This is a genomic window from Clostridium coskatii, from assembly GCF_001675205.1.
Classification (GTDB): Bacteria; Bacillota; Clostridia; order Clostridiales; family Clostridiaceae; genus Clostridium_B; species Clostridium_B ljungdahlii.
In genome coordinates this window covers 57,036-83,245 of sequence record NZ_LROR01000018.1, presented here as the reverse complement: position 1 = coordinate 83,245, position 26,210 = coordinate 57,036, and the positions used below count along the sequence as shown (strand labels likewise).

Genomic DNA, 26,210 nt, shown 5'->3' with positions numbered 1-26,210 from the left:
GTAGAATCAAAGAGAAACTAGGATGGATGAGTCCTGTTGAATACAGACTCAGCCTCTTGGCTGCATAAATTAGCGAGGCAGCCGAAACTGTCTCGCTAATAAAGTCTAACTTTTAGGGGTCACCTCATTTTAATGATTTTAGGTAGTGCTTTTTTATCTTGAATTAAAATACAGCAAATTATCAAAAGCTCCATTATTTCAGATTAATTCTCGCCAGTGCCCTAGCCAATGCCATTTCTGCTCTTTTTACATCGACTCCGTCTTTCTGACTAGATAATCTTTTTTCAGCTCTATCTTTAGCAGCTTTTGCTCTATCTATGTCTATTTCATCTGGCCATTCACAAGAATCACATAAAATTTTTAGCTCATTATTTATTACTTCCAGTACTCCGGTTGATGTAAATGCCTTTAATTTTTTGCCATCTTTTTGAACGATTTCGGTATTTGCAGGTTTTAAAGTGGTAACTAAAGGCATATGGTCTGGAAGAATTGCTATGTCGCCCTGAATACTTTCCGTTATTACTTCTACTACTTCTCCTTCATAGAATTCTCTATCGGGAGTAAGGATAGTTAATTTTAAAACTTCTGACATATTAATCTCCTTTAAAATTTACATTAAACAAAATTCTCTCAAACCAATTTTGCTTAATAAATCACTTTAATTTTTTCCCATATTTTTAGCTGCTTCAACCACTTCATCTATACTTCCTTTAAATAAGAAAGCAGTTTCTGGCAAATCATCATATTTACCTTCAAGAATTTCTTTAAAACCTCTTATAGTCTCCTTTATTGGAACATATTTACCCTGATATCCTGTAAATTGTTCTGCAACAGAGAAGGGTTGTGATAAAAATCTTTGAATTCTTCTAGCTCTAATAACTACTAATCTATCATCTTCTGAAAGTTCATCTACACCAAGTATTGCTATAATATCTTGAAGTTCACTATACCTTTCAAGTATATGTTTAACATCTGATGCTATTTTATAATGATCCTCTCCTACAATCCTTGGATCCAATATTCTTGAAGTGGAAGCAAGTGGATCAACAGCAGGATATATACCGATTTCTGATATAGATCTAGAAAGAACTGTAGTTGCATCAAGATGCGTAAATGTTGTAGATGGTGCCGGGTCAGTCAAGTCATCTGCTGGAACATATACTGCCTGAACAGATGTAATAGACCCCTGTTTTGTGGATGTTATTCTTTCTTGAAGAGCACCCATTTCAGTTGCAAGAGTTGGCTGGTAACCAACGGCACTAGGTATTCTACCAAGTAACGCTGAAACTTCAGATCCTGCCTGAGTAAATCTGAATATATTATCTATAAATAAAAGTACATCCTGACCCTTATCTCTAAAATATTCTGCCATAGTAAGTCCTGTAAGTGCAACTCTCATTCTTGCTCCAGGTGGCTCATTCATCTGACCAAATACCAAAGCAGTCTTCTTTATAACTCCTGATTCCTGCATTTCATAATATAGGTCATTTCCTTCTCTTGTTCTTTCTCCAACACCTGTAAATACTGATAATCCACCATGTTCTTTTGCTATATTATTTATAAGTTCCTGTATAAGAACTGTTTTACCAACACCAGCTCCACCAAACAGTCCTATCTTTCCGCCTCTTTGGTATGGTGCAAGAAGATCTATAACTTTAATACCAGTTTCAAACATTTCAGGCTTAACAGATTGATCTTCAAAACTTGGTGCCGGTCTATGAATAGGATAGTATTGTTCTGCCTTTACTTCTCCATTTTCATCAATTGGCTGTCCTAGCATATTAAAAAGTCTTCCTAAAACTGGCTCACCTACAGGTACAGATATAGGAGATCCTGTATCTTCTGCATCCATACCTCTCATTAATCCATCTGTACTCTCCATGGATATAGTTCTTACTACATCATCGCCCAAATGTTGTGCAACTTCTGTAATAATTTTTTTATCACCTGATTTTATATCTATGGCATTATATATATTAGGAAGGTTTTCTGTATCAAACTTTATATCTACTACAGGTCCTATAACCTGAACAACTTTGCCTATATTTGGCATCAATGTCCCTCCTTACTTAAGAGCTTCTGCTCCTCCAACTATTTCAGTTATTTCCTGTGTAATAGCAGATTGTCTCTCTCTATTGTATTTAAGATTCAATTTATCCAGTAAATCATTTGCATTTTTAGTTGCCCCATCCATTGCTGTCATTCTGGAAGCCTGCTCACTTACTTTTGAATTTATCATACAGTTAAGTACTTTTTGCTTTAAGTGTAAAAGTACTACTTCATCCATCATTTCATCTATTGATGGTTCAAATTTAACAAGATAATTTGTTTTTTCTTTTTTATCAGCTTCCAATGGAAGTAATTTTTCAACAACTACTTTTTGTCTAACTGTTGAAATAAACTTAGTATATACTATATTAACTTCTCCAACCTCGCCACTTCTATAAAGGTCTAGAGCCTTATATACTATGGTATCTGCTTCATTTATAGTGGGAACATCTGAAATATCTACGTATTCTGCTTCTGTACTATAATTAAGCCTTTTAAAATACGTTCTTCCTTTTTGTCCCACAGATATTAAAAGACAATTTTCTTTATTTTTTGACATTGCAGCATCTGCTTCATTTACTACACTGCCATTAAAGCCTCCGCATAATCCTGTATCTGAATTTAAAGCTATGTAGAGTTTCTTATTGCTTTTATTACCATGTATATAAATATTTCTTCCCTCTGCTCCTAAAACAAATTCATTCATAAGGGAACTAAATAGTTCACAATATTTATTATTTGCCTCAAGCTTTTTTCTAACTTTTCTAAGTTTAGAGGTGGCAATGAGTCCCATGGCATTTGTTATTTTTTGAGTACTGGTTATTGATCTAATTCTTCTTTTTATTGTAACAAGTCCTGCCCCTGCCATATTTCACCTCCCGCAGAAGAAACTATGCCTCTGCTAAAAATATTTTTTTGAATTCCTCTATAGCATTTCCAAGTTTATCGCTTAATTCATCGGATATAATTTTTTTATCTCTTATTTCCTCACCTATTTCTTTATGATGAGTATTCATATAGTCGAGGAATTCTCCCTCAAACTCTACAACTTTTTCAACTGGTACATCCATTATAAGCTCTCTACCAGCTGCAAACAGTATCATTACCTGATTTTCTACAGGCATTGGTTTGTATTGAGGTTGTTTCAATATTTCTGTTAATCTCTTACCTTTTTCAAGTCTCTTCATAGATTCTTTATCAAGATCTGATCCAAATTGAGCAAACGATGCAAGTTCTCTATACTGGGCTAAATCCAATCTGAGTGTACCTGCTACCTGCTTCATCGCTTTAATTTGTGCATTACCACCAACTCTGGATACGGATATACCTGCATTTATAGCTGGTCTTTGTCCTGCATAGAAAAGCTCTGATTCAAGGAATATCTGACCATCTGTTATAGAAATAACATTTGTTGGTATATATGCAGTAACATCTCCTGCCATAGTTTCTATTATAGGAAGTGCTGTAAGTGATCCTCCACCTAACTTATCGGAAAGTTTTGCAGCCCTTTCAAGTAATCTTGAATGCAGATAGAATACATCTCCAGGATATGCTTCTCTTCCTGGTGGTCTACGGAGTAATAATGACATTTCTCTATAGGCAACCGCATGCTTAGATAAGTCATCATACACTATAAGTACATCTTTTCCCTTATTCATAAAATATTCACCCATGGAACATCCTGCATAAGGAGCAATATACTGAAGTGGTGCTGAATCAGATGCTGAAGCAGATACTATTATGCTATAGTCCATAGCACCTGCTTCTGTTAAGTCATTTACTATATGAGCTACAGTAGACTGTTTCTGACCTATAGCTACATATATGCATATTACATCTTTTCCTTTTTGATTTATTATAGTATCCATGGCAATAGCAGTCTTACCTGTTTGTCTGTCTCCTATTATTAATTCCCTTTGCCCTTTTCCAATTGGTATCATTGAATCTATAGCCTTTAACCCGGTTTGCAGTGGTTGTTTAACTGACTGTCTTGTTATAACTCCTGGAGCTACAAGATCTACAGGCCTAGTTTCTGATGTCTTTATAGGACCTTTTCCATCAATAGGCTGTCCAAGTGAATTTACAACTCTTCCAACAATAGCTTCACCTACTGGTACTTCTACAACTCTACCTGTTCTCTTAACTGTATCTCCTTCTTTTATTCCCTTCTGGGAACCCAAAAGAACACAACCTACATTATCCTGTTCAAGGTTTAAAGCCATACCATAAACATCATTTGGAAACTCTAAGAGTTCATTTGCCATACATTGATTAAGGCCATAAACTCTAGCAATACCATCACCGATTTGAATTATTGTACCTGAATCAACTGTTTCTATTTTCTTTTCATATTTCTGTATTTCATCTTTTATAATTGAAGTTATTTCTTCAGGTTTTATGTTCATAGGCTCACCTCTGTTCTCCCTTAAGCATTATTTTTTTCATTTCAGAAAGCTTTGACCTTATACTACCATCAATAACTTCATTATTTACCTCAACATAAACCCCACCTATTATACTAGGATCTATTTCTTCTTCAATCAAAACTTTCTTATTAAATTTCTTTTCTAGCTTTTCAATTAAAGTGTTTCTCTCATCATCATTCAGAGCAACAACTGTTTTTACTTTTGCCTTAACAGTATTATTACTCTCAAGATATATATTTTCCATTTCCCTAAGTTTTCCATCAATTTCATTAATTCTATCTTTCTCTATAAGAACTAATAAGAATGAAAGTATGTCTTCATTCACCTTATCTTTAAAGATTTCAGTAAACATCTTTTTCTTCTCTGATGTACTTACTTCTGGATGTTCCATGATTTCCAGAAATTTAGAATTACCTTTTATAGCGGCTACAACCTGCCTTAATTCTTCTAGGTATTCTTTAACTTTTCCTTTTTCTTCTCCAATTTTATAGAGTGCAAGGGCATATCTTCTATCTAAATACTCATGCATAGTTAAATACCTACCTTAGCTATAAAGTCCTCAATAAGTTTCCTATGCTGCTGCTCATTAATAGATCCCTCTAAAGCTTTTGATGATACTAAAAGTGCTAAATCTACCACTTGATTTTTTATATCGTCTTTTGCTTTTTCTCTTTCTCTTTCAGCTTCAACTTTTGCCCTATCTAATATTAGTTGAGCTTCTTTCTGGGCATCATTTACTATGTTTTCGGAAACTTTATCAGCTTTATTTTTATAGTCTTCAACAATAGCTTTTCCTTCTTGTTTTGAATTCTTTAACAACTCTTGATGTTGAGTTACTAATTGTTTAGACTTCTTTTCATTTTCATCAGCAGTTCTTATTTTATTGTCAATTTCTTGCTGCCTATTTGTAATAGTGTTATTGACAGGTTTAAAAAAGAAATGCTTCAGAATGAAATACAATATGATAAAATTTATTATTGTTATAACGACTGTAGTCCAATCAATTTGCATATTAAATTCCAATCCTCCCCTCTAAATGTATATGTAAATTAGTGAGGTATACATTAGATCAAACTTTAAATACTAAAATAAGAGCTATTAATAGAGAGTAAATAGCTGTTACCTCTGATAAAGCTGCACTTACAAAGAATGTACTTAGTATTTTACCACTTGCTTCTGGCTGTCTTGATACTCCTTCAACTGCCTTACCAGCAGCATTTCCAACTCCAATACCTCCTCCTAAACATCCTATAGCAGCTAAACCTGCACCTATTGCTGCCATACCTGATATAAATGAATGTGCATCTAAATTCATAATAAAAAACCTCCTTAAATAAGTATTAAAAAGTAACTATTATTAGTCTTCAGCTATAACTTTTATATTCATTATTGTTAACATAACAAATACTATCATTTGGATTGAACCATCAAATAAATCAAAGAAAGCGTGTAAAGGAATTGGTATTAACAATTGAGAAAACCATGCCATACTACCTAATCCTTTATATACCATACCGATAATTACAGCTCCTGCTGTCAAATTACCAAAAAGTCGTAGACTTAGGGAAACTGGAAGAACTAGCCTTTCTATAATATTAATTGGCAATAGTGGTACTACTGGCTTAGTATATGCTCCAAAATAACGCACTAAACCATTTTTTTTAATTGAATTAAATTGGACTAATACAAAAGTTATTAATGCCAATCCAACTGCAACACTTAGATCTTCCGTTGGTGCCCTTACTCCTATCATCACTGGAGCAATGTTCATTACTAAAATGTATATGGCAAGCGTTCCTACATATGGTATAAATGATACATACTCTTTTCCCATGTTTTCAGTAACTAAATTTCTTACTGCTTCAACAATAATTTCAATAACACTTTGTTTTTTATCCGGTATTTTCTTCATACTAGATGTAAAAAATTTTGCCAATATAGCTAAAATTATAATAATGGCCCATTGTACAATGACACTGGAAGTTATTGGAATTTGAAATGCTCCCAGATGTATTAAAAACAATGGTGAAAAAGCCTCCACTTCATCACATCCTTTCCTAAATTTATTGTTAATTATTTTCAATAAGTGAATATATATATATCCCTAATAAATGGGATGTATAGCCAATTAAATAAGCAACTACATTGTATTTACTGCATATAAATACCCAATATCCTATTCCTGCTGCCATTACAACTCGTATAATAAAACTTATTATATACAAAGATGCTGATGAATTTCTAAATCTTTCTGATATGAGGGCACCTACAATGGTATTTATAAAAAAATTAAATATTGCTATGGAAACACCTAATAATATAAATAATCCATAACTTTTAAAAAAAAGCTGTGCTAAACAGGCCAAAATCATACCAAATAATAAATTAATTACAGATACTTTCTTTACCATGTCCAGAATATGTTTATTCATCAAGTTCCCCCTATATAACTAAGATTATATACCTTAAATATATAAAAAGATACAACCTAAAAGTCTTAATTACTCAACTTTAGCCAGTTTATATTACACCTTTTTATTATTTCTCCTTAAATCTATGTATTTCCTTAATAAGGATTCCGATAATTTATAATTTAGAATTTATTTAACTAACTAATTGTACCAAATATTTTTTAAATATACAATACACTCAGTGTAATATTATAGTACAAATAATTAAAATGGGAAAAAATATACAGTTTTTTAACCATATATTGATATTTTAACATCATATATTACTATATTGTCTGCATAATTATGATAAAATGTATACTAATTTTCCTTAAAAAGAATGGAAATTCAAAATTATAACTTTTTAATTTGATTTAAACTCACTATATGTACCTTTTGCTAAATTAAAGTATTGTAAAATAGCTTCTGTTATTCTATAAGCTGCCTTGCCATCTCCATAAGGATTTATAGCTTTACTCATTACATCATATTCCTTAGGATTTCTTATAAGCTCATTTGCTAACTTTATTATTTTTTCTTCATCCGTTCCCACGAGTCTTACTGTGCCTGCCTCTACAGCCTCTGGTCTTTCAGTCACATTTCTAAGCACCAATACAGGTTTTCCAAGATGGGGTGCTTCCTCCTGAAGTCCACCAGAATCAGTCATAACCATAAAACATTTATTCATTAAATTGTGTGTTTCCTTAGTATCTAGTGGAGGCAACAAATGAACTCTAGAAACATTTCCAAGTATTTTATATACCATATCCTTTACTACAGGATTCAAGTGTACCAGATAAACAATTTCTGTATCTTTATTTTCATCTATAATCCTTTTTAATGCATTACAAATATTCTCGATACCCTTTCCCCAATTTTCTCGCCTATGAGCAGTTACCATTATAACTTTTTTATTATCATAATCTATGGTATTTAATTCATCATTGCTAAATTTATAATTCTTCTCTACTGTAACCCTCATAGCATCAATTACTGTATTTCCAGTTACAAATATTTGATTTTCAGACACACCTTCTTTTAATAAATTGGACCTTGATCCAGCAGTCGGTGCAAAATGAAGATCAGCTATAGCACCTGTAAGCTTTCTATTCATTTCTTCTGGAAATGGAAAATACTTATCGTAAGTTCTAAGTCCTGCTTCTACATGCCCAACCTTTATTTTTTTATAGAAAGCAGCTAATGCTCCTGCAAAAGTAGTAGTCGTATCTCCATGAACAAGTACTAAATCAGGTTTTTCATCTTCAAATATTTCCTCAAGTCCCTGAAGTACTCTATTAGTTATACCTGTCAATGTCTGTTTAGTTTTCATTATATTTAAATCAAAATCGGGAACAATATTAAAAAGCTGTAAAACCTGATCAAGCATCTCCCTATGTTGAGCAGTAACACATATTTTATTATCTATTTCTTTTCTCTTCTCAAGTTCCTTAACTAAAGGAGCCATTTTTATTGCTTCTGGTCTTGTGCCAAATATAGTAACACATTTAATTTTGTTCATATTAAAAACCTCCTTTTTTACTCTCTATGTTTAAAAAATCCAGCCTTCCAGGCCATAAGAACCAAAATAACCATAACTATTATTAGAAGGAAGTATGATCTTTGTGCATTTATCTCCATGGCTATTATAGAAATACTTCCTAATACTGCACTTATGCTATACATTATCATAACAACCTGTTTTTGTGTAAGCCCCATATCAAGAAGTCTATGATGCAAATGGCCTCTATCTGCTTGCATAATAGGTCTTCCATTTATTTTTCTTCTTATCATTGCAAATAAAGTATCATATATTGGTATTCCAAGTGCTAAAATAGGTACAGCTACAGAAAAAGCTGCAGCAGATTTTATTGCACCCTCTATAGATATAGCTGCAAGTAAAAAGCCAAGCAACTGTGCCCCAGTATCTCCCATAAATATAGATGCTGGGTTAAAATTGTAAGGTAAAAATCCAAGTATAGCTCCAGATAATATACTAGTAAGCACCGCTGCCTCATATCTATTATTCAACAATGCTATAATAAAAATAGTTATAGAAGATATAAATGCAATACCTGCTGCCAACCCATCTAGACCATCAATTAAATTGAGTGCATTAGTAATTCCAATTACCCATATTATAGTTAGAGGAATGGATATTACTCCTATATTTATAAACTGGTATGCTCCATCAAACGGATTTGTAATTATTTCTATTTTTATCCCATAAATTATCAAAACCCCTGCTGCTGCTAATTGAAACAATAGTTTACACCAAGGCTTTATATCAAACTTATCATCTAAAAGCCCTCCTATTACTATAATAGTAGCTCCTAGTATAAGTCCCGTTTCAGATTCTGTAAGTTTACCCGTTTTCAAAAACAGAGTAATTATAAACGAAAAGTATATGGCCAATCCACCTATAAGTGGTATAGGCTTATTATGTATTCTTCTATTATCCTTAGGCACATCCATAATATCTAGTTTAATGGCGAGCTTTTTAATGAAGGGTGTAAGTATAACTGAAAATATTATTGAAACTATTGCAAATAAATACAAATTATTCATAATAACCTTCCTTAATCACATCTTATGTTTTCTACACATTCTGTTATTATCATCTCTTTATGCATATTAATTCGATTTTCGATGTTTTTTCAAACCAATTAATTTCTGGAGTATACTCCTCACAATATACAACTCTTTTAATTCCACAGGTAATTATTAATTTTTGACATTCGGGACAAGGCATATGGGTAACATATAACGTTGAACTTTCTCTATCATCAGGAGCTACCTCTAGTAGACAGTTTACTTCTGCATGAATTGTTCTTACACAATGATTATTCTTCATGTAACACCCTGCATCCTCACAATGCTCTAATCCTCTGGGACTTCCATTATATCCAGTTCCCTTTATCCTTCTGTTTTTAACAAGGACTGCCCCTACATGCAGCCTAGGACATGTGCTTCTTTCCGCAACTTTAAATGCGATGTCTATAAAATAATTATCCCAATCTTTTCTCATAATAAGTATCTCCTTGATATATAATTATTACAACCTATATTATAAACTATTAATCAAAGTTTTAAAACAATCCACAAAGGTTTTAATTCTAAAGTAAAGAGTTCACTTAAATTATAAGTGAACTCACTCCTACACTTAGTGGTATTATTTTGTTCCGTATAACCTGTCTCCAGCATCTCCAAGTCCTGGTACTATATATCCATTTTCATTTAATTTTTCATCAATTGATGCTATGTATACATCTACATCTGGATGAATTTCTGTTACTGTTTTTATTCCCTCTGGTGCAGCTATTAAACACATAAGTCTTATATTCTTAGCACCTTTTTTCTTCAATATAGTTATTGCATCGGATGCAGATCCTCCTGTAGCAAGCATTGGATCTGTAACAATTACTTCTCTTTCTCCTATATCCTGTGGCAACTTGCAGAAATATTCTACTGGCTTTAATGTAGCTTCATCTCTATATAATCCTATATGTCCTACTTTTGCTGCAGGAATAAGTTTTATCATTCCTCCTACCATTCCAAGACCTGCTCTTAGTATAGGTATTATAGCGACTTTTTTACCTGAAAGCATTTTACAAGTTGTTTTACATATAGGGGTCTCTATTTCTACATCCTCTGTTTGAAGATTTCTGGTAACTTCATATGCCATAAGCATGGCTACCTCTTCTACAAGTTCTCTAAAATCCTTAGATCCTGTATGCTTATCCCTTATTAAAGCTAATTTGTGCAGTATAAGTGGATGTGTTATTTGTGTTACTTTACTCATATGTATTCCTCCTATTTTTCATTTCATAAGGCATTTGAAAGAAAATGCCTTATATCAATTTTAATTATATAATATTCATTTATTTACTATATTTTTTCTCTATTTCTGTAATTTTATCTATCCTTCTTTGGTGCCTGTCTCCTTGAAATTTAGCAGATAGAAAAGTATCAACTATATCAATAGCAAGTCCTACCCCCACAACTCTCTGTCCCATAGTTAGTATATTAGCATTATTATGTTCTCTACACGCATGAGCACTGAAAGTGTCACTACAAAGCGCTGCCCTTACACCAGGTATCTTGTTTGCAGCTATACTTATACCAATACCTGTTCCACATATAAGTATCCCAAAGTCATAATTCTTGCTTGCAACCTCTTCTCCAACTTTTAATGCATAATCAGGATAATCACAGGAGGATTCTGAAAAAGTTCCAAAATCTTTGAATTCTATATTCTTATCCTGTAAGTGCTCCATCACTTCTTTTTTTAAAGGGAATCCAGCATGGTCACTGCCTAAAGCAACTTTCATAAAAAATACCTCCAAAGTTATAATATTTTATTTAAGACATATATTATTAAGTTAAATCAATTTTTCAAAGGCAATTCCGCAAAAAAAGAAGATACTAACATCTAATTAATGTCTCTATCTTCCTTTAATTTGTTAATTAATAATAAAATACTATTTTTTAATTGTTTATAAGTATATCTGTACTCTTCTATATCTTTTCCAAAAGGATCTGTTATATCCTGATCTAAAGAAACAAATTCATTTAAAGTATATATCCTATTCTTAAATTCAGGAAAACCCTTCTTTATGATATCTCTTATATAACCTGTCATAGTTAAAACAAGCATTGATTTTCTTATCATATCTTCATTTATCTGAACGGCTTTCCTGCTGCTTATATCCAAGTTAATGTTTTGTTTGACTACCACTGCAGAATTTTTAGAAGTTACGCTGTCCTCTACTACTGCAACTCCTGCTGAAATAGCTTTTATATGTTCTATATCACACAAATAATTAAATATTGCCTCTGCCATACAACTTCTACAGGTATTACCTGTACAAACAAATAATATATTTTTCATAGATTAAAAAGCCTCCTAAAAATCCTGCGTTTAAACTTTCACATTTTAAAAATTACACCATTATAATATCAAATCCAGCAGATTTATTTAATCTATTCATCACAGCTGTCCCTATTCCATTTTCATCAAAAGCTTCAGCTATTATAATATCTACATTTTTGTCATCAAAACTTCTTAATGTCTCAAATAAATTTTTAGATACACTAATCATATTATTTCTACTTCCCAGTGATATTACTAACCCATTTTTATAAAAATCTTTTGTTTCATCTGTAGCAAGTATACCTACCACTTTATTTTCACCTATATAATTTTGCACCATTTCGTTAACTTTTTCAATAGTTTTTTTTAAATCTCCCTTAACTATTTTTAGGGGTGCCTTTGGAGCATAGTGCCTATACTTCATTCCTGGAGCTTTAGGTCTTAAATTTTTATCTGGCTTTTTCATTACTGCAGGATCAATATATATATTATCATCTATCTCTTTTAATGCCTCTAGAGTTATTCCTCCGGGTCTAAGCACACAAGCAGGAGTTACAGTACAATCTATTATTGTTGATTCTACTCCAACTTCACACATATCCCCGCCTAATATAAAATCAACTTTCCCATTTAAATCTTCTATACATCTTTCTACATCCGTAGGACTAGGTCTTCCAGATATATTTGCAGAAGGTGCAGCAATTGGAACTTTTGATGTTCTTATTAGCTCTCTAGCTATTATATTAGATGGCATTCTAATTCCTATACTTGGAAGAGATGCACTGGTGATATCTGGTATGATTTGTGATTTAGGAAGAATTATAGTCATAGGACCTGGCCAAAATTTCTTCATAAGCTTCTTAGCTATTTCAGGGACATCAACTACCAGCTCTTTTATATCTTCTATATCAGATATATGTACAATCAAAGGATTATCCTGCGGTCTTCCCTTAGCTTCAAATATTTTCTTTACTGCAACAGGATTGAGGGCATTTGCTCCAAGACCATATACAGTTTCGGTAGGGAAAGCCACAAGTCCACCATCTTTTATGACTTTTCCTGCTTCTTCAACAATACCCTTATCTAAGTTTTCTTTATCTACGATTTTCACTTTTGTGTTCATCTAACATTCCACCTTTACATTAAGGCATTTTCAAAAAATATCCGTCGCATCTTTGACTTGTTATTCTCTTTCAAATACCTAAAAACAATAATTCATATTTTAAATTATATGAATTTAAAACACCTGCACTATTACAAGCCCTAAAACAATTCCACATAAAGTTCCAAGTGTACTCGTAATACCGTCCCATAGTTTTGAGGATTCTGGTATCATCTCTCCACATACCACATACAGCATTATTCCAGATGCAGCAGATAAACACGCTCCCAATACATTTTTAGAAATATTAGCTATGTAAACACCTACAAAAGTTCCTATGGCAGTCGGAAAAGCTGTAATGAAAGCATATAAAAGTATCCTTGAAATTTTCACCTTAGATGCCATAAGTGGTGCTGATACAGCAATTCCCTCTGGTATATCATGAATTGCAATTATGAGGCTCATCTTTATTCCAAGAGTTCCTCCTGCTGCAAACCCACATCCCATTATTATGCCTTCCGGAAAATTGTGAATCATAAGTCCCAAAGAAGCCATAAATGCAATTTTTAGATGTTTATTGGTGCTGCCTATGTCTACCTTAGAATCAATTATGGCAATAAGACCAGCTCCTAAAACTACAAATATTATAGTAAAAACAAAGTTCCATTTATTCATAGATTCAGGAATTAAGTCAAATACTACTACAGACAGCATAATTCCACCTGCAAATCCTATTATAGCACCTAGTAGCTTATTAGAGGGTTCTCTCACTATTACGCCAAGGGAAGCCCCTATCATTGTTCCTACAAGTGACACTATGCTTCCTATTATAACTATACAAGTTATATTTGCATTCAAAAAAATCACCTTATATTATTATTTATATATCATGTTTATTTTAAGACTCTTCAATATATGAATACATTTTATTTTTTCTTGTTATCAATATAATTTTCTGAGTTTTCTCTATAATATTTTATTTTTTCAATGGTTTCTTCAGTAAAGTGGGCATAAACACAACTCTTATAAATAGTGTCTAAAAGAGGATATTTGTTCAATTCCCCTCTTTTTATTATAGTGTAGTAAAAGGTATTTTCAGGATGCAAAATTTTCATTTTATTATACTGATGTGCTACATAAGAATGCCTTTTCAAAAATTCTTTATGTACCAATATCATTCTATCACTTCTAAACTTGGAAGTTGATAGAATAATTATTCTAAAATTTTGGTTGTCTCTGTACTTTGAAATATAACTTTCTACATGTACCAAAACAATTTTGTCACATATTATACTTAATTTAGTCCTTCTAATACCCATTTTTAATTTTAACTTATATCCATCATAACTAAATTTTAAAAATTCATTATTGATTCTAATAACAATAGCTAGAAAAATAAGCACTTCTAGGACTATTAAGTAAATTATATAAAATATATTAAATTTTCTGGCTAAAATAAGAGCTGTAGGCATTACACAAAAAATAAAGCACATAGACAGCATAAATATCTTGTAAGATTTTTTTTGCTTTCTAATGGCTTTATCTATGTTCATACTTCTCCGTTAGATAGCACTTAACGGTTTTTCAACTCCTCTCCCATTTTCATTACACTTACTATCAATCGTTTCCCATTTCCTTCATTTTTTCTGCCTGATCTGCAGTTATAAGTGCGTCTATTATTTCATCTATATTTCCATCTAAAAATGAATCTAATTTATATAAAGTTAATCCTATTCTATGATCTGTAACCCTACCCTGTGGATAGTTATAAGTCCTTATTCTTTCACTTCTATCTCCTGTTCCAACCTGACTTTTTCTATCCTCAGCTATGCTGGCACTTCTTTCTTTCTCTGCCCTTTCATAAAGTCTGGATTTCAAAACTTTCATGCCTTTTTCCTTATTTTTAAGTTGGGATTTTTCATCCTGACAGGATACTACAAGCCCCGTAGGTAAATGGGTAATTCTAACTGCTGAGTCAGTAGTATTTACACATTGTCCTCCATGTCCTGATGCTCTAAATACATCTATTCTTATATCATTTGGGTTTATAACTACATCTACATCATCAACTTCCGGAAGTACTGCTACTGTAGCCGTTGAAGTGTGAATTCTTCCACTTGACTCGGTATCTGGCACTCTCTGTACTCTATGAGTTCCACTTTCATACTTTAATCTGCTATAGGCTCCCTTTCCCTTTACCATGAATACAATTTCTTTAAATCCACCTATATCTGTGGCATTTATACTCATAGTCTCTATATTCCATGCCTGGCGTTCTGCATATCTTGTATACATTCTAGTGAGATTTGCAGCAAATAAAGCTGCTTCTTCTCCTCCTGCTCCTGCTCTAATTTCCACAAATACATTTTTATCATCATTTGGATCTTTAGGAAGAAGGAGTACTCTTAGATCATTTTCACTTTCTTCTATAACTTCTGTAAGCCTTTTTATTTCTTCTTGTTCCATTTCCTTCATTTCCCTATCTGTTTCTTCCTTAAGCATCTCTTTGTTGTCTTCCAGCTCCTGCTGAGCTTTTTTATATTCTCTGTATTTTGTAACTATTTCCTCTAACTCTGCATTTTCTTTGCATAACTTTTGCCACTCTTTTTGGTCTGCCATAACTTGCGGGTCACTTATCTTAATAGATAACTCTTCATACTTATTTTCTATAAAATTAAGTCTTTCTAACATAATTTTTATCACTCCGTATAAATATTTTCACAATATATTATTATATCATAACATTTTTATTTATAACACTCCTTTAATCACCCTATCTTTCCCTGCTAAATCCTTTATACACATTATATTTTTAAATCCGTTTTGCGCTAATATGTCTGAAACTGACTCTCTTTGGTCATAACCTATTTCAAACATAATAATTCCATTGCTTTCTAAAACCTTCAAACTCTCTTTAGTTATTTTTCTATAAAATTCTAATCCATCTTTGCCTCCAGAAAGTGCTTCTCTAGGCTCATAGTTTTTCACATCTTCCATTAAAGTAGGTATACTGCTTTCTTTTATATATGGCGGATTAGATAAAATCATATGAAACTTTACCTCGTTTTGAATATAATATTCCATTAAATTACTCTTAATTACCTGAACTTTTTCCTCTAAGGAAAATCTTCTTATATTTTCTGCCGTAACCTCACAAGCTGTAGAGGATATATCGCAGCATTTTACATTTATACCTTCTATAAGTTTAGCAATAGATATTCCAATAATCCCTGTTCCACAACACACATCACATATATTATGAAAATTATTATGCTTTATTTGAATTAACGCTTGCTCTACTAAAGTCTCAGTATCAGGCCTAGGGATTAGTACCCCAGGTTTCACTATAAAATCAATACCCATAAATTCACAATGTCCTAATATATATTTTACAGGCATTTTATCCTCTCTTAATTTTAAGTACTTATAGTATTCTTCAATTTCTTTTTCTGAGACTTCATAATCACCGTTTATAAGCATAAATAATCTGTCCTTGTTTAATACTTTTCCCAAAAGGAGTTGTGCATCCAAAGCATAGCTTTCTATTTCTCTATTTTTTAAAACTTCATACCCTCTTTTTAAAAGCTCTCTTATACTACTTACTCTACTTTTCATAAGAATTCTCTGCCTTCATTAAGTTTTCTTCACAATCTTCATTGTGTTCGTTTTTTACAATTTCGTTCCCATCGTTATCCAATTCCACAACCCTCTTTATCTCTCCACTTTCACTATATCTACTTTCTTCTATTTCGTTTTCAATTCCTTCTGCATACTTTAGAGCTATAATTGCCACTTCCAGTTGGCTATAATCCGGTTCTCTTGTAGTAAGCTTTTGCAGCATGAGCCCAGGATAGGCAAGCACATTTGAAAAATAACTATTGCTTCTACCCATCCACCTTATAATTTCATAGGTGACTCCAGAAACCAAAGGCAGTAGAATTACCCTGTATAAAATTCTTTGCAAAATATTACCCCAGCCAGTTAAAGAAAAAAGTATTATACTTACTATCATAACTAAAAACAAAAAATTTGTGCCGCATCTTGGATGAAGCCTTTTAAATTTTTTGGCTTTCTCAGGAGTAAGTTCCTCTTCATTTTCATAACAGAAAATAGTCTTGTGTTCTGCACCATGGTACTGAAATATTCTACTTATATCAGACATATTACCTATTAGGAATATATAACCTAAAAATATAATTACCCTGATTATGCCTTCAATCATATTGAGCTGTATACTTCCATGCACTCCGAACCTTTTAAATATATTTGCTGCAAAAGTAGGAAATATAAAAAATAAGAGTACAGCTATTCCAAGCGATATAAAAATAGTAACTCCCATAAGTACATTATCACTTTTTTCCTTAAATATACTTCTAAAGCACTTGTCAAACTTAGTGGGCTCCTCTTCATCATCAAAAAATGAAGCAGAATAATTAAGTGTACTTATCCCCATTACCATAGCTTCTATTAAAGATACAAATCCCCTTATCACTGGCAATCCTAAAAATCTATTTCTTTTAGTATAAGATATACTGTCCTCTCTATTTACAACAATCTCGCCATCTGGTTTTCTAACAGCAGTAGCCATACCATGACTTCCCCTCATCATAACACCTTCTATCACAGCCTGGCCTCCAACTGATGTTTTTCTTGACATTGTATCACCTCGTATTAAATGGAATAAATACATTTTAACATAAGCTATACATTAAATCACATTATTCTATATTATAACGAATTAGACTTTATTGACTTACCCATATGCCTATGTTATAATACAGAAGTTAAAATTAGAGTTTTGTTATTTAAATTTGAAAGAGGTGACTAATATGAAAAACGGCATACATCCAGAATACTATCACGATGCGGTAGTTAAGTGTGCATGTGGAAACACTTTTACAACTGGTTCAACACAAAAAGAGTTAAAAGTGGAAATATGTTCTAAGTGCCATCCATTCTACACTGGTAAACAAAAGGCTATTGATGCTGGTGGAAGAGTAGATAAATTCTTAAAGAAATTTAATTTAAAAATCGAAGAATAGACATATTTTTCTAAATTGTTATTATAAAACCTGTCTTTTATTTATAAAGACAGGTTTTTAATTTTTTACTTTTCTCCTAGTTTGTTCATGTTCATCTTGCTTACAATATTCATAAATTCATAATTGTTCCTAGTTTTTGAAAGTAAACTTATCAATTGTTCTGTAACATTTTGAGTATTATTTTCATCATATATAACTTTTCTTATGTTGAAAGCTGCTTCTTTCTCTAATTGACTTTTAAATAGTAAATCATCTCTTCTTGTTCCAGATTTGTATACATCTATGGCAGGGAATATTCTTCTTTCCTGAAGCTTTCTATCCAAATGTATTTCCATGTTTCCAGTGCCTTTAAATTCCTCAAATATCATGTCATCCATTCTGCTTCCAGTTTCAATAAGTGCAGTAGCAAGTATAGTAAGACTTCCGCCTTCTTCTATATTTCTAGCCGCACCGAAAAACTTTTTAGGCATTACTAATGCTCCAGGATCTAGTCCTCCTGAAAGAGTCCTACCTGTAGGAGTTATAGTCAAATTATATGCTCTAGAAAGTCTAGTAATACTATCTAATAATATTACCACATCCTGTCCTTGTTCTACCATTCTCTTAGTACGTTCAAGTACCATATATGCAACTTTAGTATGATGTTCTGGTTCCTCATCAAAAGTTGAATAAATAACTTCTCCATTTATGGACCTTTGCATATCCGTGACTTCTTCCGGTCTTTCATCTATAAGCACAACTATTAATTGTATTCCTGGATGGTTTTTTGAAATACTTTGGGCTATCTTTTTTAGAAGAGTAGTTTTACCTGCTTTAGGTGGGGCAACTATAATTCCTCTTTGTCCTTTTCCTATAGGCGAGATTATATCCATTAGTCTTGTAGATAAATCAGCACTATTGGTTTCTAACTTTATCCTTTCATTAGGATAAACAGGAGTGAGTGTTTCAAAAGGTTTTCTTCCCACTGCCCTTTCTGGATTCTCTCCATTTACTTTTTCAACATACAATAATGCCTTAAATTTTTCACCTTCCTTAGGAATCCTAACTTTACCGCAAACTTCATCTCCTGTTTTTAAATTGAATCTCCTTATCTGAGATGGAGACACATATATATCATCAGGTCCTGTTAAGTAGTTCTTTCCTCTTAAAAATCCATAATTATTATTTTCTATTATTTCAAGTACTCCCCTTGCACTATCTGATTCACTTATCATTTCTTTAAGTTTTTCTCTTTTTTCGTTTCCATTTGTCTTTTGTTCTTCATTTTTATCTTCCTGTGCTTTGTTCTCACTATGCCTTACAGTATGTTCTGCTTCTTTATGCCTATTTGCGACTTCATCTTTAGGGCTTATTTTTTCTCTAAGTATAACACCACCCTTTTTGATATGGGCAGGAGATACTTTTTTTATTTCCTCAATCAATTGGCTTTTTTTATATTTTGATATATTTTTTATTTCCAAAGTTTTTGCAATTTGTTTTAATTGCAAAACCGTCATATTATCTATATCTTTATCGTCCAAAAGGTAACACCTCACAATTGTCTAATTTTATATTACAATTAAATTTAGGGAAACATTTAAAATATAATTGAAAATATCATTACTAATTAAGAAAATTCCATATAGAAATGCTTATATACATATAACATTATACCCCTTTTCTATATTTTAATCTACATTATTTTTGATAATTACAAAAAATTTATATCATAGCATATATTTTTTTATTAGCTCGAGTATACCTTAATATTTTTTCTTCTACTCTCTTACGATTTCCTATACAAAATATAGGAAGCCCTAACAACTCGCATCCTCCAATTATAATATTTTTTTTAACTACTTTGTTTATATTATATTTATAATAGTGAATGCTCCCGCAAAGTCCACATTTTATTTTTAAGGATAATACGCCATTATTTATAGAACTTACCTTTAAAGAGGTGAAACTTTCATTAATTTTGTTAGTGTCAAATATAGAGAAATCCTTGATACAGTATTTCCCTTCTGGACTTATAACAGCAATGCTTATATTCGTTTCAAATACCATAAACCTCACCCCCCATAAAATTGGTATTTCAGAATAAAATATAGTATTTCTTTAAATATCTTAATACTATATACATTAATATTTCTATAAATATTACTAAAATCCTTCATAAAAGTTGTTTATATTACTTTTATTTATATTATTTTCTCGACAAAAATTGGTATATGTAGTTTTCACTAACACATACCAATTTCTTAATTTAAAAATATATTAATTTTTATTATTTAAAGAAGCTTTTATGAAATCCCTAAATAATGGATGTGGTCTATTAGGTCTTGATTTAAGTTCTGGATGAAATTGTACGCCTACAAACCATGGATGGTCTTTTATTTCTACAATTTCTACTAACCTTGAATCAGGGCTCGTTCCTGAAAGAACAAGACCTGCCTGTGATAAATTTTTTCTATAATAATTATTAAATTCATATCTATGTCTATGTCTCTCATATATAACTTCTTCTTCATAAGCTTTAAAACAATTACTATCCTTTAAAAGCTTACATGGATATATTCCAAGCCTCATAGTACCACCTTTTTCATCTATATCCTTTTGATCTGGCATTAAATCTATAACAGGATATTTAGTGTCTGGGTCTATTTCTGAGCTATGTGCTCCGTCATATCCAAGTACATTTCTGGCAAACTCTATTACAGCACACTGCATGCCAAGACATATTCCGAAAAAAGGAATTTTATTCTTTCTAGCCCAACCTGCGGCTAATATTTTACCTTCTATTCCTCTATCACCAAATCCTCCCGGAATCAGCACTCCATCTATGTCTTTTAAGTGTTCTCCTACATTTTTACTAGTAACATCTTCAGAGTTTATCCACTTTATATTTACATTAGTATCGTTAGCATATCCTCCATGATTTAATGCCTCAACTACAGATATATATGCATCATGAAGCTCTACATATTTTCCAACTAAAGCTATATTTACATCTTTAGATAATTTTTTGATATTATCTACCATTTTAATCCATTCCGAATTATCTATTTCACTGCATTCTAATTTCAACTTCTTACATACCAATTCATCTAGTCCTTCTTTATGAAGCATCAATGGAACTTCATATAAATTTTCAGCATCTAAGTTTTGAATAACAGAATCTCTCTCTACATTGCAAAATAAAGCTATCTTTTCCTTTAAGTCATTGGATATAGATGCCTCTGAACGACATACTATTATATCTGGTTGTATTCCTATACCTCTAAGTTCCTTAACTGAATGTTGAGTAGGTTTTGTTTTCAATTCTCCTGACTTTTGCAAATAAGGTACTAGAGTAACATGTATAAAACATACATTTTCTATTCCAACATCATATTTTATCTGTCTTATGGCTTCTAAAAAAGGCTGGGATTCTATATCTCCTACAGTACCACCTATTTCAGTTATAACTACATCAATATCTTGTTCTTTGGCAACCCTATATACCCTTGATTTTATTTCATTTGTTATGTGTGGAATTACTTGAACTGTACTTCCTAGATATTCCCCTTTTCTCTCTTTTGATATTACTGACCAATATATTTTTCCTGTAGTAACATTATTATTTTTACTTAAATTTTCATCTATAAATCTTTCATAATGTCCTAAATCCAAATCCGTCTCTGCTCCATCATCTGTAACAAAAACCTCGCCATGCTGATATGGGCTCATAGTACCTGGATCTACATTTATATATGGGTCAAATTTTTGAATTGAAACCTTTAATCCTCTATTCTTTAGAAGTCTTCCTAATGAAGCTGCGGTTATTCCTTTTCCTAGTGAAGATACTACTCCTCCGGTTACAAATATATATTTTGTGTTCATAAAATTTCTGCTTTTAAAAGCAGTTTCACCCCCTGTTTTTTATCCTATAAAATTTTAGTATTACAATCTTTAATTTAACTATTTAAAAATATAAATAACATTATAAAACTAATTAATTATTGACAAACTGATTAATTAGTTTTATAATAACAATTACCCTCATAAATAGTAAAATGGTGTATTTTTGTTCAAAACATATTTACTATGATATCACACTTTCTATTTATATTCCATATTTTTTTATTCTTTTCTATAAATATTTATTTTACTTTGTTTATTATATCTTCTGCTTCAAAATACATTTCTCTTATTTTTTTATCAAGTAATAATTTTTCTTCTGCTCTTTTTATATTCCTTTTTACATTTTTACTGTTAACAGAGGGAAAATCCTTTTTCAATAATTCCATATCACAGCATTCATATTTTTTAATAAGTAAAAAAAATAAGTATCTGCAAGATTCATTTTTTAATATTTTAAACATATCTTTCCTACTAAATCCCTTGTATTCACATAATATTTTAATTATTTTAGTATATACTTCTTCTTTATTTCTAAAATATTTCATTGCAATCAACCTTCTCTTTTCATTACTATATATTTAATTAATTGCCATATGTGAATACTTTAATCAAGACTGCCCAAAAAACTTATTCATTAACTTTTATATTTACTTTTAGCTTGGTATTTTTTAATGCTTGTCCTGCAGTACTAATTTTATAATTTATCATTATATCCCCACCTTGTTCGTCTACGTTTATATTCAAACTATTTGTTTCTATTCTCAGCTCTATAGTTCCATAAGGTGTTTTATACATGGACACATTTTTTTTATTCTTATCAAAATCCATTTTAGTACTAGTACTCCCCATTCTTATGAGAGAGAACTTATCCTGTTTTATCTTCAATGTAGTAGTAGTTCCTTCCATTCCGGATAATTCAGTTTCTTTATAAACAGCATAATAGGAATCATTTTTTTTATAAAAACTTCCTGGAGTAACAACTTCTATAGGTTCTTCCTCATCAGTTTGTTTACTGGATACATATATAATAGCCTTCTTTTTCATAATTTCGTTATTAAAACTTTATCAAAACCTATGGATTTTAGTAAAGCTATAACGTACTTCGCCTCCCTTTTAGTCTAAAATAACTAATATATACATTATATCAGACTAATTTTAATATTAAAATCTATTCCAATCCTGAAATACTTTTTCATACTTTGGAAGCCTCACCAAATAAGTGAGGTTTCCATCACTCTAATCTAGACATTTGAAAGAAAATAGCAATGCTCTACATAGCAAGTTTACCATTAGGAGTGTCAATTATTTGAATTATTCTCTCCTCATATCCCGTACTTGTATTTACATAAACTTTAAAGTAATCCCCTTTATAATTCCCAGAAAACTCATAACATAATACTTCCTTATTAGTTTCTGTAGGAATTATAGTAAGCCTCTTACTTGTTACATTAAGCCTCTTGCTAACTCTTTCCTCAGCTTCCCCATAGCTTAACTTAGGAGTTTCTATTTTTCTATTTTCTTCATGGGATATTAAATACTTTTCTGCTTCCACACCTATAATTTCTCCATTATCTAAAGCTATCTTTAGTTTAATCTGATCAGGATAAACAAGTATACCATTTTGACTATACACATAGTTTATTACTGCCACATTATTATATCTTAGGGAATACGTAGTGATCATATTTTTATAACCTAAATTATTTAAATACTTCAATCCAATTTCAGAAGCCTTTTTAACGTCCATAGAGCTGTTATTTATACTCTTATCATTTATTAAGTAGTATACCTTCCCTCCATTTTTACTTATTTCACATACCACTCTACTGTCTTTTTTAGTTCTTCCCTTTAATGCTGCAGTAAATCTATATACACCTATGTTGGATTTTTCATTAACAGAAGATACATCCATATTTTCTATCTTATCTTTTCCAATAACCTGCCTAGCCGTTTTTTCTGCCTCACCTTGAGAAACTTCTTTTTGTAATTTTATTTTAGGGTTTATCTGAAGTGTATTATCTGAAAATGGTCCATCATAAATTAACGTAGGATATTGAAGAACCTGTTTTTGTATTCCTTTAAATTGTTCAGATATTGATACATCGTTACTTTGGGCAAAAACACCTGTAATCTTTTTTCTTATTTCTCCCCATTTTACCTTTCCTTGATTTATATTGTTAGATACTAATTCCAGCTGATTTTCAAGTACATTGGATTCCTTTTTTAATCTTTCTATATCATTATAATCTTTTTCGCTTAACTGTTTTCCTTCTGTAGATGATCTGCCTAAACTATAACAGAAATCTCCTACCTGAGTTAAAAACTTACTAGTATCCGATATAGTAGATTGGGACACTGGAAGTGAATGCAATTTATCACTAGCTATAGCAGAATACCTAAATATTTCGTCAAAAACTACTATCTGTTGTTCCCTTGATCCAACTATAGCCGCTTTGGTTAAATTAGTTCTTATATTTTGCACTGCATCTATTAATTCATACATACTTTTACCATACTCACCCTGCAAATAATTTCTGTAATCATTTCTTTCAAGTGTCATTAATACGGCAAATGTACTCGAAAACACTACAATTAAAGTTACTATGGCAGTATACATTATTCTTTTTTTAGAAAACTTCATAAATTTCCACCTCTTTTTATGACTAATCTCACCATTTATCCGATCGCTACCATTGCTAACGTCCCCCATCGCACACAGTGAAAGCGACTATCACCAAATCAAAGACTTGGGATATCTGCTTTTCTATCAAAGTTGGGGATAAGCACTGCTACTGGATAAGTTCTTCCCCTAAAGGATAACGTATTCTAAGTGCTAAAGACACTAAGAATACTGTTAATAAGGTTCAGCTGGAAAAAGTCATACTTATAAGCAAACTCCATCTGAACCTAAGAATCACTTGATCCAATGATAATTCCTGCATTATTACATTTTGACTCTTTTTATATTGTTTGCATTTACCTAATTGTTATGTATTATTTGTTTAATATAAAATTTAAAAGCCAATACTATATTTATTACTTATTATTAATTTTTTCTTAAATGTTAGTTAAATGAGTTTATTATTTTCCGTACATTTTATATAATTAAATTACATACTTAACCAGAAGGTGATTAAATGAAAGTTTTAATTCTTTCGATTTCTGCGGGAGGCGGACATGGTAACGCTGCAGAAGCTATAAAAAGTTACATAGCCTTAAAAGCTCCAAAATCAGAAGTAAAGATTATTGATACCATTAAATATATAAATCCTATAATAGACAAAGTAGTAATTGGAAGTTATTTAAAATCCCTAAAAGTATCCCCTTATTTATATGGGAAATTATACACTTACTCAGAAGATGATTACACAATTACAAACACTATAAGTTCTAAGCTTATTGAAGCTATGACTTGTAAACTGATTCCACTTATTCGTGAATTTAAACCTAATATATTAATAGCTACCCATTCATTCTCTACAGAAATGCTGTCGGTACTAAAGTCAAAATACAGTATGAACATACCCTGTATGTCCATAATCACTGATTATTACTCTCATAGTTCTTGGCTTCATCCTTATATTGACGCTTATGTAGTTTCTAATGAAGATATGATAAGCAAAATGATTTTTAAAGGAATATCCAAAGACACTATTTATAACTTAGGAATACCTGTTAAACCAGATTTTAATATGAATTATGATAGAGGAGACACGTTAGAATCATTAGATTTATGCGAATCAAAATTTACCGTACTAGTTATGGGTGGAAGTCTAGGACTTGGAAAAATAGTAGATATATATAAACAGCTAGCTAACATAAATGAAGATATTCAAATAATCATAATAACAGGGAAAAATAAAAAACTTTATGCAGAGCTTTCAAAGATTAAAGATTCTTCTTCAAAGGAAACTAGAATTATAGGTTTTACTGACCATGTAAATAAGTACATGCAAGCTTGCGACCTTCTTTTAACAAAACCAGGAGGACTTACTATTACTGAAGCCTTAATATGCAAAATACCACTTGGTATATTTTCTCCAATACCAGGTCAAGAAGAAAAAAATGCTCAATTTCTGCTAAGGCATAACTTGGCTGTAAACTTAACTGACATAGAAAAGTGTGGTGAAAACATAGAAAAACTTCTTCACTCTAAAGATGCACTAAAAAGCATGGTAGAAAATTGCAGTAAATTTTCTAAACCTTATGCTGGAAATGATATATTTAATTTAATAAATTGGCTTGTACAAAATAAATCAAATAAAAGTTCCTTTACAGAAGAAGATAAAATTTATGAAAAGAATAGTCCTAAAACTTTTTTTAAATCTGCAGAAAAATACTTTTTGAAAACAGCTTTAAAATTATTTGAATTATAAATTAACTTGTGTT

At 31.3% G+C, this 26,210-nt stretch carries 29 protein-coding genes; 2 read left to right on the top strand and 27 right to left on the bottom strand.

Going from position 1 to position 26,210, the window contains the following annotated elements:
• Positions 1-193 precede the first annotated feature (193 nt).
• From CLCOS_RS00930 to CLCOS_RS00830, 21 genes are all read right to left on the bottom strand, one after another.
• A complete protein-coding gene (locus CLCOS_RS00930) occupies positions 194-592 on the bottom strand; it encodes a F0F1 ATP synthase subunit epsilon (protein WP_063601756.1) in 399 nt (132 codons plus the stop codon).
• A 66-nt stretch (positions 593-658) separates the two neighbouring features.
• Positions 659-2,053 (bottom strand): F0F1 ATP synthase subunit beta, encoded by a 1,395-nt coding sequence (atpD, locus tag CLCOS_RS00925; protein ID WP_063601755.1) that lies wholly within the window; start codon positions 2,051-2,053, stop codon positions 659-661.
• A gap of 12 nt (positions 2,054-2,065) precedes the next feature.
• Positions 2,066-2,917, bottom strand: a complete 852-nt coding sequence (atpG, locus tag CLCOS_RS00920; protein WP_063601754.1) for an ATP synthase F1 subunit gamma — start codon at positions 2,915-2,917, stop codon at positions 2,066-2,068.
• Positions 2,918-2,939: 22 nt separating this feature from the next.
• Positions 2,940-4,454, bottom strand: coding sequence for a F0F1 ATP synthase subunit alpha (atpA, locus tag CLCOS_RS00915; RefSeq protein WP_063601753.1), 1,515 nt, complete (start codon positions 4,452-4,454; stop codon positions 2,940-2,942).
• Between the two features lie 4 nt (positions 4,455-4,458).
• Entirely contained in the window at positions 4,459-5,004 is a 546-nt protein-coding gene (locus CLCOS_RS00910) for a F0F1 ATP synthase subunit delta (protein WP_063601752.1), read from the bottom strand.
• 2 nt (positions 5,005-5,006) lie between these two features.
• Positions 5,007-5,486, bottom strand: coding sequence for a F0F1 ATP synthase subunit B (locus CLCOS_RS00905; protein ID WP_013236929.1), 480 nt, complete (start codon positions 5,484-5,486; stop codon positions 5,007-5,009).
• 58 nt (positions 5,487-5,544) lie between these two features.
• Positions 5,545-5,790 carry an ATP synthase F0 subunit C gene (gene atpE / locus CLCOS_RS00900; protein WP_013236928.1) on the bottom strand — a complete coding sequence of 82 codons (246 nt, stop codon included), beginning with the start codon at positions 5,788-5,790 and terminating at the stop codon, positions 5,545-5,547.
• A 42-nt stretch (positions 5,791-5,832) separates the two neighbouring features.
• The gene (locus CLCOS_RS00895; RefSeq protein WP_023162552.1) at positions 5,833-6,516 is read right to left on the bottom strand and encodes a F0F1 ATP synthase subunit A; all 684 of its coding nucleotides are present in this window, start codon (positions 6,514-6,516) and stop codon (positions 5,833-5,835) included.
• Positions 6,517-6,544: 28 nt separating this feature from the next.
• Positions 6,545-6,907, bottom strand: a complete 363-nt coding sequence (locus tag CLCOS_RS00890) for an ATP synthase subunit I (protein ID WP_063601751.1) — start codon at positions 6,905-6,907, stop codon at positions 6,545-6,547.
• A gap of 382 nt (positions 6,908-7,289) precedes the next feature.
• A complete protein-coding gene (gene wecB, locus CLCOS_RS00885) occupies positions 7,290-8,444 on the bottom strand; it encodes a non-hydrolyzing UDP-N-acetylglucosamine 2-epimerase (RefSeq protein WP_063601750.1) in 1,155 nt (384 codons plus the stop codon).
• Positions 8,445-8,461: 17 nt separating this feature from the next.
• Positions 8,462-9,490, bottom strand: coding sequence for an MraY family glycosyltransferase (locus CLCOS_RS00880; RefSeq protein ID WP_063601749.1), 1,029 nt, complete (start codon positions 9,488-9,490; stop codon positions 8,462-8,464).
• Positions 9,491-9,539: 49 nt separating this feature from the next.
• Complete coding sequence (locus CLCOS_RS00875) at positions 9,540-9,950, bottom strand: deoxycytidylate deaminase (protein WP_063601748.1); 411 nt, start codon at positions 9,948-9,950, stop codon at positions 9,540-9,542.
• Positions 9,951-10,094: 144 nt separating this feature from the next.
• Positions 10,095-10,724: a uracil phosphoribosyltransferase gene (gene upp, locus CLCOS_RS00870; RefSeq protein WP_063601747.1), complete on the bottom strand. Its 630-nt coding sequence runs from the start codon at positions 10,722-10,724 to the stop codon at positions 10,095-10,097.
• Positions 10,725-10,803: 79 nt separating this feature from the next.
• Positions 10,804-11,253 (bottom strand): ribose 5-phosphate isomerase B, encoded by a 450-nt coding sequence (rpiB, locus tag CLCOS_RS00865; RefSeq protein WP_063601746.1) that lies wholly within the window; start codon positions 11,251-11,253, stop codon positions 10,804-10,806.
• 101 nt (positions 11,254-11,354) lie between these two features.
• Positions 11,355-11,813: a low molecular weight protein arginine phosphatase gene (locus CLCOS_RS00860; protein ID WP_063601745.1), complete on the bottom strand. Its 459-nt coding sequence runs from the start codon at positions 11,811-11,813 to the stop codon at positions 11,355-11,357.
• Positions 11,814-11,865: 52 nt separating this feature from the next.
• Complete coding sequence (locus tag CLCOS_RS00855; protein WP_063601744.1) at positions 11,866-12,918, bottom strand: L-threonylcarbamoyladenylate synthase; 1,053 nt, start codon at positions 12,916-12,918, stop codon at positions 11,866-11,868.
• Between the two features lie 114 nt (positions 12,919-13,032).
• Complete coding sequence (locus CLCOS_RS00850) at positions 13,033-13,755, bottom strand: ZIP family metal transporter (RefSeq protein WP_063601743.1); 723 nt, start codon at positions 13,753-13,755, stop codon at positions 13,033-13,035.
• Between the two features lie 68 nt (positions 13,756-13,823).
• The gene (locus CLCOS_RS00845) at positions 13,824-14,450 is read right to left on the bottom strand and encodes a hypothetical protein (protein WP_063601742.1); all 627 of its coding nucleotides are present in this window, start codon (positions 14,448-14,450) and stop codon (positions 13,824-13,826) included.
• 64 nt (positions 14,451-14,514) lie between these two features.
• Positions 14,515-15,588 carry a peptide chain release factor 1 gene (gene prfA, locus CLCOS_RS00840; protein WP_013236916.1) on the bottom strand — a complete coding sequence of 358 codons (1,074 nt, stop codon included), beginning with the start codon at positions 15,586-15,588 and terminating at the stop codon, positions 14,515-14,517.
• Between the two features lie 60 nt (positions 15,589-15,648).
• Entirely contained in the window at positions 15,649-16,512 is an 864-nt protein-coding gene (gene prmC, locus CLCOS_RS00835) for a peptide chain release factor N(5)-glutamine methyltransferase (RefSeq protein WP_063601741.1), read from the bottom strand.
• A complete protein-coding gene (locus tag CLCOS_RS00830; protein ID WP_063601740.1) occupies positions 16,502-17,554 on the bottom strand; it encodes a DUF1385 domain-containing protein in 1,053 nt (350 codons plus the stop codon). Before CLCOS_RS00830 ends, prmC begins: the two co-directional genes overlap by 11 nt.
• Before the next feature lie 172 nt (positions 17,555-17,726).
• Here CLCOS_RS00830 and rpmE point away from each other — a divergent pair, with 172 nt between their 5' ends.
• Positions 17,727-17,939 (top strand): 50S ribosomal protein L31, encoded by a 213-nt coding sequence (gene rpmE / locus CLCOS_RS00825; RefSeq protein ID WP_013236913.1) that lies wholly within the window; start codon positions 17,727-17,729, stop codon positions 17,937-17,939.
• A 65-nt stretch (positions 17,940-18,004) separates the two neighbouring features.
• On the opposite strand, the gene rho is transcribed toward rpmE, so the two are convergent.
• From rho to ypeB, 6 genes are all read right to left on the bottom strand, one after another.
• A complete protein-coding gene (rho, locus tag CLCOS_RS00820) occupies positions 18,005-19,435 on the bottom strand; it encodes a transcription termination factor Rho (RefSeq protein ID WP_430392604.1) in 1,431 nt (476 codons plus the stop codon).
• 205 nt (positions 19,436-19,640) lie between these two features.
• The gene (locus CLCOS_RS00815) at positions 19,641-19,985 is read right to left on the bottom strand and encodes a hypothetical protein (RefSeq protein ID WP_063601738.1); all 345 of its coding nucleotides are present in this window, start codon (positions 19,983-19,985) and stop codon (positions 19,641-19,643) included.
• Positions 19,986-20,195: 210 nt separating this feature from the next.
• The gene (locus CLCOS_RS00810; RefSeq protein ID WP_013236910.1) at positions 20,196-21,800 is read right to left on the bottom strand and encodes a CTP synthase; all 1,605 of its coding nucleotides are present in this window, start codon (positions 21,798-21,800) and stop codon (positions 20,196-20,198) included.
• Between the two features lie 260 nt (positions 21,801-22,060).
• On the bottom strand, positions 22,061-22,366 hold the full coding sequence (locus tag CLCOS_RS00805) for a hypothetical protein (RefSeq protein ID WP_063601737.1): 306 nt from the start codon (positions 22,364-22,366) through the stop codon (positions 22,061-22,063).
• 82 nt (positions 22,367-22,448) lie between these two features.
• Complete coding sequence (locus CLCOS_RS00800) at positions 22,449-22,865, bottom strand: DUF1934 domain-containing protein (RefSeq protein WP_013236908.1); 417 nt, start codon at positions 22,863-22,865, stop codon at positions 22,449-22,451.
• A gap of 226 nt (positions 22,866-23,091) precedes the next feature.
• A complete protein-coding gene (ypeB, locus tag CLCOS_RS00795) occupies positions 23,092-24,462 on the bottom strand; it encodes a germination protein YpeB (protein ID WP_063601736.1) in 1,371 nt (456 codons plus the stop codon).
• Positions 24,463-24,958: 496 nt separating this feature from the next.
• On the opposite strand from ypeB, the gene CLCOS_RS00790 reads away from it, so the two are divergent.
• The gene (locus CLCOS_RS00790; RefSeq protein ID WP_013236906.1) at positions 24,959-26,197 is read left to right on the top strand and encodes an MGDG synthase family glycosyltransferase; all 1,239 of its coding nucleotides are present in this window, start codon (positions 24,959-24,961) and stop codon (positions 26,195-26,197) included.
• Positions 26,198-26,210: the final 13 nt, after the last annotated feature.